Origin of the sequence: Pantoea sp. 22096, assembly GCF_052045955.1 — a bacterium.
Taxonomy (GTDB): Bacteria; Pseudomonadota; Gammaproteobacteria; order Enterobacterales; family Enterobacteriaceae; genus Pantoea; species Pantoea alfalfae.
This window is the reverse complement of record NZ_JBQEPW010000001.1, coordinates 432,180-444,714: the sequence shown is the minus strand read 5'-3', so window position 1 is coordinate 444,714 and position 12,535 is coordinate 432,180. Positions and strand designations below refer to the sequence as shown.

Annotated in this window: 10 protein-coding genes; all 10 read left to right on the top strand. The window is 57.2% G+C overall.

The features are described from left to right. Window positions 1–16 precede the first annotated feature (16 nt). The 10 genes from ACTJKZ_RS01955 to ACTJKZ_RS01910 all read left to right on the top strand — a co-directional run bounded on the left by ACTJKZ_RS01955 (window position 17) and on the right by ACTJKZ_RS01910 (window position 12,500). Window positions 17–1,423: an MFS transporter gene (locus ACTJKZ_RS01955; RefSeq protein ID WP_440829139.1), complete on the top strand. Its 1,407-nt coding sequence runs from the start codon at window positions 17–19 to the stop codon at window positions 1,421–1,423. Then, window positions 1,420–2,808, top strand: a complete 1,389-nt coding sequence (gene baeS, locus ACTJKZ_RS01950) for a two-component system sensor histidine kinase BaeS (RefSeq protein WP_161732260.1) — start codon at window positions 1,420–1,422, stop codon at window positions 2,806–2,808. The genes ACTJKZ_RS01955 and baeS overlap by 4 nt, the downstream gene beginning before the upstream one ends. Window positions 2,809–2,814: 6 nt before the next feature. Further along, window positions 2,815–3,522: a two-component system response regulator BaeR gene (gene baeR, locus ACTJKZ_RS01945; RefSeq protein ID WP_161732258.1), complete on the top strand. Its 708-nt coding sequence runs from the start codon at window positions 2,815–2,817 to the stop codon at window positions 3,520–3,522. A gap of 120 nt (window positions 3,523–3,642) precedes the next feature. After that, window positions 3,643–5,025, top strand: a complete 1,383-nt coding sequence (gene trhP, locus ACTJKZ_RS01940; protein WP_440829508.1) for a prephenate-dependent tRNA uridine(34) hydroxylase TrhP — start codon at window positions 3,643–3,645, stop codon at window positions 5,023–5,025. Between the two features lie 220 nt (window positions 5,026–5,245). Further along, a complete protein-coding gene (gene yegS / locus ACTJKZ_RS01935; protein ID WP_161732256.1) occupies window positions 5,246–6,145 on the top strand; it encodes a lipid kinase YegS in 900 nt (299 codons plus the stop codon). Window positions 6,146–6,597: 452 nt separating this feature from the next. Beyond that, window positions 6,598–7,812 (top strand): D-mannonate dehydratase ManD, encoded by a 1,215-nt coding sequence (manD, locus tag ACTJKZ_RS01930; RefSeq protein ID WP_161732254.1) that lies wholly within the window; start codon window positions 6,598–6,600, stop codon window positions 7,810–7,812. A gap of 10 nt (window positions 7,813–7,822) precedes the next feature. Then, the gene (locus ACTJKZ_RS01925) at window positions 7,823–8,833 is read left to right on the top strand and encodes a Zn-dependent oxidoreductase (RefSeq protein ID WP_440829138.1); all 1,011 of its coding nucleotides are present in this window, start codon (window positions 7,823–7,825) and stop codon (window positions 8,831–8,833) included. Window positions 8,834–8,915: 82 nt separating this feature from the next. Continuing rightward, complete coding sequence (locus ACTJKZ_RS01920) at window positions 8,916–10,199, top strand: MFS transporter (protein WP_161732250.1); 1,284 nt, start codon at window positions 8,916–8,918, stop codon at window positions 10,197–10,199. A gap of 66 nt (window positions 10,200–10,265) precedes the next feature. Next, window positions 10,266–11,726 (top strand): mannitol dehydrogenase family protein, encoded by a 1,461-nt coding sequence (locus ACTJKZ_RS01915; RefSeq protein WP_260058880.1) that lies wholly within the window; start codon window positions 10,266–10,268, stop codon window positions 11,724–11,726. 87 nt (window positions 11,727–11,813) lie between these two features. Further along, window positions 11,814–12,500 (top strand): GntR family transcriptional regulator, encoded by a 687-nt coding sequence (locus ACTJKZ_RS01910; protein ID WP_161732247.1) that lies wholly within the window; start codon window positions 11,814–11,816, stop codon window positions 12,498–12,500. The last annotated feature ends 35 nt before the right edge of the window (window positions 12,501–12,535 follow it).

Below are 12,535 nucleotides of genomic sequence, written 5' to 3'. Positions count from 1 at the left end.
TTGATCGGGGGGATTGATGACTACGCAAAGCACTAACGTCCGCTGGCAACTGTGGATTGTTGCTATCGGTTTCTTTATGCAGACGCTGGATACCACCATCGTCAATACCGCGATCCCGTCGATGGCACGCGACCTGGGCGTCAGCCCGCTGCACATGCACTCGGTGATCGTCTATTACGTGCTGACGGTGGCCGTGATGCTGCCGGTCAGCGGCTGGCTGGCGGATCGCTTTGGCGTGCGCAACATCTTCTTCTGCGCGATTGTGCTGTTCAGCCTGGGTTCGCTACTGTGCGCCCTGTCCGGCACGCTGGATCAGCTGGTGCTGTCGCGCGTGGTTCAGGGGATTGGCGGGGCCATGATGGTGCCGGTGGGTCGCCTGACGGTGATGAAAATCGTGCCGCGAGAACAGTATATGTCCGCCATGACCTTTGTGACCCTGCCTGGCCAGATTGGTCCGCTGCTGGGTCCGGCGTTGGGCGGTGTGCTGGTCGAGTACGCCAGCTGGCACTGGATCTTTCTGATTAATATTCCGGTCGGTATCGCAGGCGCTATCGCCACCCTGATGCTGATGCCCAACTACAGCATGCAGACGCGCCGCTTTGATTTCGGTGGTTTTATTCTGCTGGCCGCCGGTATGGCTACCCTGACACTGGCGCTGGATGGTCAGCGCAGCAGCGGCGGTTCGCCGTTGCTGCTGGGGGCCATGATCCTCACTGGCATTTTCTCTCTGCTGTTTTACCTGATGCATGCGCGCGGAAATGATAACGCCCTGTTCAGCCTGAAGTTGTTTGATCATCGCGTTTACTCTATTGGCCTGCTCGGCAGTTTTACCGGCCGCATCGGCAGCGGCATGCTGCCCTTTATGACGCCCATTTTTCTGCAGCTCGGCATGGGCTACAGCCCGTTTCACGCCGGTCTGATGATGATTCCGATGGTGCTGGGGAATATGGGGATGAAGCGCATTGTGGTGCGCATCGTCAATCTCTATGGCTACCGTAATGTGCTGGTGATGTCGACCGTAGCGCTGGCGCTGGTGGTCCTGTTGTTCCCGCTGGTGGCGCTCATGGGTTGGGTCTGGCTGCTGCCGCTGGTGCTGTTTCTGCAGGGTATGGTCAACGCCATCCGCTTCTCTTCGATGAATACCCTGACGCTGAAGGAGTTGCCCGATGAGCTGGCCTCCAGCGGTAACAGCCTGCTGTCGATGATTATGCAGCTGTCGATGAGTATTGGCGTCACCGTGGCCGGGCTGCTGCTGGGCGCGTTTGCCCAGCAGAGTACGGCAAACAGCCCAGCGGAACACCAGATGTTTATTTATACCTACCTTTGCATGTCGCTGATTATCATCCTGCCCGCGCTGGTGTTCTGGCGCGTTCCGCCACAGGTGAGTACCAACGTTGATCTGCGACGCCGGAGAAAAAAATGAGTGTTAACCTGCGCCTTGGAATCGGGGCCAAACTGTTTATGGCGATTTTCGCCACCTGCATGCTGGTGCTGATCACTATGCACTGGGGCGTTCGCCTCAGTTTCGAACACGGCTTTGTCGACTACATTAAGCGCGGCAATGAGCAGCGGTTAAATCTGCTCAGCGATGCGCTGGCCGATCAGTATGAGCAGCATGGGAACTGGGATTTTTTACGCCACAACGATCGGCTGGTCTTCACCATGCTGCGCTCACTGGAGCAGAATCCCGACAGCAACAGCCAGCTGCCGCCACACGGCTGGCGCACCCAGTTCTGGATCCTCGATCAACAATATAAAGTGATGGTCGGGCCGCGTGCGCCGGTGCCGCCGGAGGGGACGCGCCGCAACATTACCACCAGCACCGGCAAAGTGGTCGGCTGGGTCATCGGCTCGCCGCCGGAGCGGCTGACGCGCAGTACCGACATTAATTTTGATCAACAGCAGCGGCGCACCAGCTGGATTATCGTGGGGCTGTCAACGCTGCTGGCGGCGCTGGCGACCTGGCTGATGGCGCGTGGCCTGCTGGCGCCGGTCAAGCGGCTGGTCGATGGCACGCATCATCTGGCGGCTGGTAATTTTGCCACCCGCGTTGAGGTCAGCAGCCGGGATGAGCTTGGCCAGCTGGCCGGTGACTTTAACCTGCTGGCCAGTTCGCTGGAGAAAAACGAAAGCATGCGCCGCGCCTTTATGGCCGATATCTCCCACGAGCTGCGCACGCCGCTGGCGATCCTGCGCGGTGAACTGGAAGCGATGCAGGATGGCGTACGCAAACTGACGCCAGACGCGATCGCCTCACTCCAGAGTGAAGTGGTGGTGCTGACCAAGCTGGTCGAAGACCTGCATCAGCTGTCGCTGTCGGACGTGGGTGCCCTCGCCTACCGCAAGCAGGCGACCGATCTGGTGCAACTGCTGGAAGTAACGGCGGGCAGCTTTGCCGAGCGCTACCGCGCACATGGCCTGACGCTGAAGCTGAATTTGCCCGACAACGCTCCCTTCTTTGGCGATCCCGACCGCCTGATGCAGTTGTTCACGAATCTGCTGGAGAACAGCCTGCGCTACACTGACAGCGGTGGCCGGGTTGAAGTGACGCTGAAGTATGAAGCCCCTCACTGGCATATTGAGTTTGATGACAGCGCACCCGGCGTTGACAGAGAACATCAGGTGCAGATTTTTGAGCGCTTTTTCCGCACCGAAGGCTCGCGCAATCGCGCCAGCGGCGGTTCGGGCCTGGGCCTGGCCATCTGTAAAAATATCGCAGACGCCCACGGCGGCGATATTCATGCGACGCACTCTGATTTAGGTGGACTGAAAATCGCGCTACACTTGCGCTATGTTCCCCCTGTGTAAACGCTTATGAGCCAGGAAAACCACGACCCGCTGATTCTGGTGGTCGAAGATGAGCCGAAACTGGCGCAGCTGATGATCGATTATCTGCACGCTTCGAACTACCGTACCCATCACATCGCCGACGGCAACGCGGTACTGGATTACGTGCGCCAGACGCCACCCGACCTGATGCTGCTGGATTTAATGCTGCCAGGCACCGACGGTTTAACGCTGTGCCGTGAAATCCGTCGCCATTCCGAGCTGCCGATTATTATGGTCACCGCCCGCACCGAGGAGATTGATCGGCTGCTGGGGCTGGAGCTGGGCGCGGATGACTACATCTGTAAACCCTTCAGCCCGCGTGAAGTGGTGGCGCGGGTCAAAACAATCCTGCGCCGGATAAAACGGTCGACGGAGGAGCCGCAGAGCGCCTCGTTACTGCGGGTTGATGAGAGCCGATTCTTCGCCAGCTGGCGTGAAAAGCCGCTGGATCTTACCCCGGCGGAGTTCCGGCTGCTGAAAACCCTGTCGCTGGAGCCGGGCAAGGTCTTTTCACGCGAACAGCTGCTCAACCATCTCTATGATGACTATCGCGTGGTCACGGATCGCACCATCGACAGCCATATCAAGAATCTGCGGCGCAAGCTGGAGAATCTCGACAGCGAGCAACCCTTTATCCGTGCCGTTTACGGCATGGGCTATCGCTGGGAAGCCGATGCCTGTCATTTGATCTAGTTTGATCCCGATCAATTTACTTCCCTTTTCTCACTGCCTACAATTCCGCACCTTTTGCAGGGCTTAACGGCTCTGCTTCTGCCGCTTAAGGCGGCATACTGACCTGACATCAGTGAGAACATCATGAAACCCGAACTGCTTTCCCCCGCCGGCACGCTGAAGAACATGCGTTACGCCTTCGCTTATGGTGCCGATGCCGTCTATGCCGGCCAGCCACGCTACAGCCTGCGCGTGCGCAACAACGAATTTACCCACGAGAATCTCGCACTGGGCATTAATGAAGCGCACGCGCTGGGTAAAAAATTCTACGTGGTGGTGAACATTGCGCCCCACAACGCCAAGCTGAAAACCTTTATTCGTGACTTAACGCCGGTGGTGGCGATGCAGCCCGACGCGCTGATCATGTCCGATCCCGGCCTGATCATGCTGGTACGTGAGGCTTTCCCGGCGATGCCGATTCACCTGTCGGTGCAGGCCAATGCGGTCAACTGGGCCACGGTAAAATTCTGGCAGCAGATGGGGCTGAGCCGGGTGATTCTGTCACGCGAGCTGTCACTGGAGGAGATCGCTGAGATCCGCCAGCAGGTGCCGGAGATGGAGCTGGAAGTCTTTGTTCATGGTGCGCTCTGTATGGCTTATTCCGGTCGCTGTCTGCTGTCGGGCTATATGAACAAACGCGATCCGAATCAGGGCACCTGCACCAACGCCTGCCGCTGGGAGTATAAAGTGGCGGAAGGCCAGCAGGATGAAGTGGGGAATATCGTCGGTAGTCATGAGCCTATTCCGGTACAGGATGTGACGCCCACGCTGGGCATCGGTCAGCCCACCGACAAGGTATTTCTGCTGGAAGAGAAGATGAAGCCCGGCGAGGTGATGAGTGCGTTCGAAGATGAACACGGCACCTACATCATGAACTCGCGGGATCTGCGCGCAGTGGCGCACGTGGAGCGGCTCAGCGAGATGGGCGTACATTCACTGAAGATTGAGGGACGCACCAAGTCCTACTACTACTGCGCCCGCACTGCCCAGGTTTATCGCCGGGCGATTGATGATGCCGCGGCCGGTAAGCCGTTTGATCCCTCACTGCTGTTAACGCTGGAAGGCCTGGCCCATCGTGGCTACACCGAAGGTTTCCTGCGCCGCCATACTCACGACAGTTACCAGAATTATCAGCAGGGCTTTTCGGTGTCCGACCGCCAGCAGTTTGTCGGCGAATTCACCGGCGAACGCCGGGGCGAATGGGCTGAAGTGACGGTGAAGAATAAGTTTATGCTGCACGACAGCGTGGAGATCATGACGCCCCAAGGGAATCTGAATTGCCAGCTGGACGCGCTGCAGAATGCGCGCGGCGAACCCACTGAAGTTGCGCCGGGCGATGGCCATCGCGTCTGGCTGCGGGTGCCCGAGGAGGTGGATCTGCGTTTTGCACTGCTGCTGCGCAATTTTGATCACGGTGAAGATACCCGGGACCCTCATAATCGTTTACCAACGGAAACATGTTGAGGAAATCAGAACAGGATCACAGACCCCTGCGCAGCGCTGCTTTATAGTCCCGCCTGCTGCTAACGAGTAACAACAAACGGCAGATTTACCAGGAACCACCTCATTTACCCGCCCGGCTCCCCCGTGCGGGTTTTCTTTTTTCTCTCTTTCGCCAATAATTTACTGCTGGCAGCTGTGTTATAAATCCCTTCTTACTCTGTAGATCTTCAAGGAACGCAAAATGGATAATAAACCGCTTACGCTGCTCATCCTGAATGGGAAAGGCGCGGGTAATGATGATCTGCGCGAAGCTATTACGACTCTGCGTGAAGAAGGCTTCGACATTGCGGTGCGTGTCACGTTTGAAAAAGGTGACGGCGACAGGTACGTTAAAGAGGCCATTGCGCTGCAGGCCGCGACCGTGGTGGCCGGTGGTGGCGATGGCACCATCAATGAAATTGCGACAGCGCTGGCTTCTTCTGAAGCGGATCATCGCCCGGTGCTGGGCATCCTGCCGCTGGGTACCGCCAACGATTTTGCCACCAGCGTCGGCATCCCGGAAGAGATGGAACCGGCACTGCGACTGGCAATTCAGGGCAAAGCTAGTGCCATCGATCTGGCCAGGGTAAATCAGAGCCACTACTTCATCAATATGGCGACCGGCGGGTTTGGCACCCGTATCACGACTGAAACGCCGGAAAAGCTGAAGTCGGCGCTGGGTGGCGTCTCCTACTTTATTCACGGCCTGATGCGCATGGATACCCTGAAACCCGATACCTGCGAGATCAGCGGCCCCGATTTCGCCTGGCAGGGTGATGCGCTGGTGATCGGTATTGGTAATGGTCGTCAGGCGGGCGGCGGTCAGCGGTTATGCCCTTCTGCCCTGATCAATGATGGCCGACTGGACGTCAGTGTTGTCACCGCGCAGGAGCTGCTGCCGACGCTGCTGCACTCCCTGACCGGCGACGATGACAATCCCGGCATCGTCACCACGCAGCTGGAGTCGCTTACGATTCGCTCTCCGCACGAGATGACCTTTAACCTTGATGGCGAACCGCTCTCCGGGCGCGAATTCGTGATTCAGGTGATGGCGGGCGCGCTGAGCTGTCGCCTGCCACCACAGTGTGAACTCCTTTCCTGAGCATGGGTCAGGGGGCGAAAGCCCCTTCAGATTACTGACAAACTCACAGCTGTACGAATTTAGCAGCAACGCAATAGCTTAAAGCGTAGGGAACACGGGCAGAGGAGGAAAGCGTCCCGCGTCAGGGACGACGCGGGACGAGCATGCCAGGGATGGCGGCTTTTGCGACTTTCCGATCTGAATGTGTTCCCTTCGTCGGCTGGGTCTTACAGCCAGCAGGGGCAGACGCTGTCAATACCTTAAGAGGGCGAAAGCCCCTTTTTCACGCTGGCCGCCCGTCGTTTTACTACCACGCCGCCCTTTTTGTCGCCAAATAATACGCCAGTTCATTACCCCATTTCGTCCCAGAAAACAGTCTGTGACTGGCTTCACAACTCTGCCAGACTAACTTGTATGGTAGTATTAAAGCGCGTACTTTTTCGTCATTGAACGCTGACTGAAAGGCAACCAGGATGAAAATTGTTAAGGCGGAAGTATTTGTAACCTGCGCAGGCAGAAACTTTGTCACACTCAAAATCACCACCGATGAGGGTCTGACCGGCGTGGGTGATGCCACGCTGAATGGCCGCGAGCTGCCGGTCGCCTCCTACCTGAAAGATCATGTCTGCCCGCAGCTGATTGGCCGCGATGCGCATCAGATCGAAGACATCTGGCAATATTTCTACAAGGGCGCTTACTGGCGTCGTGGCCCGGTCACCATGTCCGCTATCTCGGCCGTCGATATGGCACTGTGGGATATCAAAGGCAAAGCCGCCAATATGCCGGTGTATCAGTTGCTGGGTGGCGCATCACGCACCGGCGTGATGGTCTATTGCCACACCACCGGCCACTCCATTGATGAAGTGATGGATGACTACGCGAAGCACAAAGAGCTGGGCTTTAAAGCGATCCGCGCGCAGTGCGGCGTCCCGGGCATGAAAACCACCTACGGCATGGCGAAAGGCAAAGGTCTGGCCTATGAGCCTGCAACTAAAGGTAACTGGCCCGAAGAGCAGCTCTGGTCAACCGAGAAATACCTCGATTTCACCCCGAAACTGTTCGCCGCCATCCGTGACAAGTTTGGTTTCGATGAGCACTTGCTGCATGACATGCATCATCGCCTGACGCCAATCGAAGCGGCGCGTTTTGGCAAGAGCGTGGAAGATTATCGCCTGTTCTGGATGGAAGATCCGACGCCTGCTGAGAATCAGGAGTGCTTTCGCCTGATCCGACAGCATACCGTCACGCCGATTGCTGTGGGGGAAGTGTTCAACAGCATCTGGGATTGTAAGCAGCTGATTGAAGAACAGCTGATCGACTACATCCGCACCACCATTACGCATGCGGGCGGCATTACCGGTATGCGGCGTATCGCTGATTTTGCCTCGCTCTATCAGGTGCGCACCGGCTCGCACGGTCCTTCTGATCTCTCCCCTATCTGCATGGCGGCTGCACTGCACTTTGACCTCTGGGTGCCGAACTTCGGTGTGCAGGAGTACATGGGCTTCTCCGAACAGATGATGGAGCTGTTTGAGGCTAACTGGACCTTTGACCAGGGCTACATGCATCCAGGCGACAAACCCGGTCTCGGCATTGAATTCAACGAGAAACTGGCGTCGAAATATCCCTATGAACCTGCCTATCTCCCGGTTGCCCGTCTTGAAGATGGCACCCTGTGGAACTGGTGAGGAGAAGCTGATGAAAAGCGTTGTTATTGAACAGCCGGGTGAACTGGTGGTGGCTGAACGTCCACTGCCACAACCCGCGGCGGGCGAAGTCCGTATTAAAGTGGCCTATGCCAGCATCTGCGGATCGGACGTGCATATCTGGCACGGTCATAACCCGTTCGCCAAATATCCGCGAGTGATTGGTCACGAGTTTTTTGGCGTGATTGACGCGGTGGGCGACGGTGTTGATCCGGCCCGGCTGGGCGACCGCGTGGCGGTGGATCCGGTGGTGAGCTGCGGCAGCTGTTATCCCTGCTCGGTAGGCCGTCCCAATGTCTGCACCACACTGCAGGTGATTGGCGTGCACCGTGATGGCGGCTTCAGCGAGTTTGCGCTGGCTCCGGCGAAAAATGCCTTTTCCCTGCCGGACAGCATCCCCGATCGGCTCGCCAGTCTGATTGAGCCTTTCACTATTGCCGCCAATATCTCCGCGTTTCTCAAGCCACAGCCAGACGATGTGGCGCTGATTTACGGCGCCGGTCCGATGGGGCTTACTGCGATTCAGGTGCTGAAGGGCGTCTATAAGGTTAAAAAGGTGATGGTGGTGGATCGCCTGCCGGAAAGGCTGGCACTTGCAGAACAGAGCGGTGCCGATCAACTGTTCGATAACAGCGAAATCCCGCTGGCGGCACAACTTGAGGGCGTGCAGCCTACGCTGATTATCGACGCGGCGTGCCATCCCACCATTCTGGCTGAAGCAGCTGCCCTCGCCTCACCCGCCGCGCGCATCGGTCTGCTGGGCTTCTCCGGCGAGCCGTGCAGCATTACTCAGCAGAGCCTGACCAGTAAGGAGCTGTCGCTGTTTACCTCACGTCTTAACAGCAATCGTTTCCCACAGGTGATCGAATGGATGGAAAAAGGGTTAATCCAGCCAGAGAAGCTGGTCACTCACTACTTTCCGCTGCATGAAATTGAACGCGCGATGACCCTGTTCGAAAAAGATCCGCGCACCTGCTGCAAAGTCATACTTCAGATGGGTTAATTATCCGCTGAACACCAGGTCTCCTCAGCCGGTGCGTACCCGCCGGCATGACTATAAAGATAAAACAGATCACGGAGTTTGTATGTTCAAGAATCTGCGCTGGACCCTCGTTTTGCTGCTGTTCCTGGTTTACATGATTAACTACCTCGATCGTGTCGCCCTGTCGCTGACCGTACCGCTGGTAGAGAAAGATCTGGCGATTAATGCTGAGCAGTTTGGCATGATCTTCGGCAGCTTTTTCTTTGGCTATGCCCTGTTTAACTTCCTTGGCGGGCTTGCCACTGACCGCTATGGTCCAAAAATCGTACTGGCCGTGGCGGTGGGTGCCTGGTCCATTTTCTGCGGCATGACCGCGCTGGCCACCGGCTTCTGGTCGCTGCTGATCCTGCGTGTGCTGTTCGGCATGGCTGAAGGCCCGATCTGCTCTTCGGCTAACAAAGCGATTAATGGCTGGTTCCCGAAGAAACAGGCCGCCACGGCGATGGGTTTACTTAGTGCCGGGTCACCTTTAGGTGGCGCAGTCGCCGGCCCGATCATTGGTTATCTGGCCCTGGCCTATGGCTGGCGTCCGGCCTTTGTGATCGTCTGCTGTATTGGTCTGGTATGGATGGCGTTCTGGCTCTTCTTTGCCGCTGATAATCCGGCGAAGAGCAAACTGGTCACCGAAAAAGAGCGTCAGCTGATCGATCGCCTGAAAGCCACCAGCCCGAATGATGAGGTTGACCTGTCAGAAACGTCACATCCGTTTGGCTACTACCTGCGCCAGCCGATTATCCTGGTCACGGCATTTGCCTTCTTCTGCTACAACTACATCCTGTTCTTCTTCCTGAGCTGGTTCCCGGCCTACCTTGTGCAGGCGCACGGCCTGGATATCAAATCAATGAGCATCACCACCATGATCCCGTGGATCGTCGGTTTCGTTGGCCTGGCACTGGGTGGGTGGATCTCCGATAAGATCTTTAACATCACCGGCAAGCTGTTGTTGTCCCGCAAAATTGTGCTGGTGGTCTCACTGCTGGCCGCCGCAATTTGTGTGGCGCTGGCGGGTACGATAAAAGATGTGGTGCCTGCGGTAATTATGATGTCTGTGTCGATTTTCTTCCTCTACATCACCGGCGCGATCTACTGGGCGATTATTCAGGATGTGGTGCACAAAAGTCGTATCGGCAGCATCAGCGGCTTTATCCATCTGGTGGGGAGCCTTTCCGGCATCATCGGGCCGATCGTCACCGGCTTTATTGTTCAGCATACCGGTAAATTCGATAGCGCCTTTGTGCTGGCGGGTTGTGTCGCCGCGCTGGGGGCTTTCCTGGTGCTGTTTGTGATTCGCAGTCCGAAACCTGGGGATAAACCGGTTTCGGTCTGAGTGTTGTTCCGCTAACAGAACGATGTTTTGGGGCGCTTTGCGCCCCGTTTGCCATAAGGACGGACTATGTTACAGATTGATTGCCTCCCCGCTGAGGTCCGGCGCCCCGCTTACGACCGCAGCCAGTTAAAAACCCGCATGGTGCATATCGGTTTTGGTGCTTTTCATCGCGCTCATCAGGCACTTTGCAGCGACAGGCTGGCTGAACAGGGTAGCGACTGGGGATACTGCGAAGTGAACCTCAACAGCGGCGCGCTGATTCAGGCTCTGCGTGAGCAGCATCTGCTCTATACCCTCACCGAGATGGCTGATGATTCCCTGCATACCCGGGTAATTGGCGTTATTACCCAGGCGCTGCACGGTAAAAGTGACGGTATTGAGGCGGTGATTAACGCCATGAGTCAGCCTGAAGTGGCGATTGTCTCCATGACCGTCACTGAAAAAGGCTACTGTCATCAGCCCGCCAGTGGCAATTTAAATCCCGATCATCCCGATATCGTCCATGACCTGCAGCATCCGGATGCGCCGCGCTCGCTGCCAGGTCTGATTCTGGCCGCGATCCGCCGCCGCCGTGACCAGGGGCTACCTGCCTTCAGCGTGATGTCCTGTGACAACATGCCGGAAAATGGTCATGTCACCCGCAACGTGATTGTGCAACTGGCGCGGCAGCAGGATCCGGCGCTGGCAGAGTACATTCAGCAGCACATTACCTTCCCCTCAACCATGGTCGATCGCATCGTTCCGGCGATGACCGATGCGGCGTTTGCGGCCCTGAGCGCGCGCCTGGGTTCCAGCGACCCGGTTGCGGTTGAAGCAGAACCCTTCTTCCAGTGGGTGATTGAAGATAACTTCGTCAATGGTCGTCCGGCGTGGGAAAACGCGGGCGCAGAACTGGTCAGTGACGTTCTGCCCTATGAAGAGATGAAACTGCGCATGCTGAATGGCAGCCACTCTTTCCTGGCCTATCTCGGCTTCCTTGCCGGTTATGAATACATCAGCGACTGCATGGCCGATCACCATTTCCGCGCCGCCGCCCGTTCACTGATGATCGATGAGCAGGCTCCTACTTTGCGCACTCAGGGCGTGGATCTCAACGCCTATGCCGATTCACTGATTGCGCGTTATGAAAATCGCGCCATTAAACATCGCACCGGACAGATTGCCACTGACGGCACACAGAAACTGCCACAGCGTATGCTCGATAGCCTGCGCTGGCACCTGCAGCGCGGTAGTGACTGCGACCTGCTGCTGCTGGGCGTAGCGGGCTGGATGCGCTATGTCGGCGGCGTCGATGAACAGGGTCAGCCGATCGACATCCGCGATCCGCTGAAAGCGCAGCTCGCAGAGTGCGTTGCCACCAGTGAAGAAGGTGAGTCTCGCGTGCGGGCATTGCTCGCCATCCGCGAAGTATTCGGCGAGGATCTGGCGCAGAATAGCGACGTGGTTGCCCGACTGACTGTCTGGTATCAGCAACTCACCACCCAGGGCGCGCGTGCCACAGTGCATCAGTGTCTCAACCGCGGCTAAAAGCGCTGGCGCAGACGCAGCGCGCTGATTAGACTGACACTTTCCCATCGCGCTGGCCCCGGCCAGCCGTAATATGGATATTGCTGCATGTCGATCGCCTATACCATTACTACCAGCGAACCGGTAAATCAGCAGATTTACCGTTATCTGCGCAAAGATATTGTTACCTGCGCAATTCAGCCAGGTTCGCTGCTCTCTGAAAAAGAGGTCTCAGCACGCTTCAACGTCTCACGCCAGCCGGTGCGTGAAGCGTTCATTAAGCTGGCTGAAGCCGGACTGGTACAGGTATTGCCGCAGCGCGGCACCTTCGTGCGCAAAATCTCCGCTAAACGTGTCGCGGATGGCCGGTTTATCCGTGAGGCGGTGGAAGTGTCGGTAGTGCGGCGGGCAGCGGTGGAGATTGACGATCCCGCCCTGATGGCACTGGAACATAATCTGCAGCTGCAGCGCATGGCCGCTGAGCGGCATGACAGCCAGGCTTTCCTCACTCTGGACGATGAGTTTCATCGCCTGATCGCTGAAAGCATTGACTGCAAGCTCGCCTGGGAGACGGTGGAAAACATAAAAGCGGCTATGGACAGGGTGCGGTTTCTGACGCTGAGTGAAGTCTCACCACCGGAGAGGCTGATTGAGCAGCATGAAGAGATTTTTGCCGCGCTGAAGCGCCATGACGCCGATGCCGCCGAAGCGGCGATGCGTCGTCACCTGCAGGAGATGATCTTCTCAATCACCCCGATTGCCGAGCGTAACAGCGCCTGGTTTGAAGCGCCCTGAAACGGAAACTGCCCGCACCGCCTGATTACCAGGTC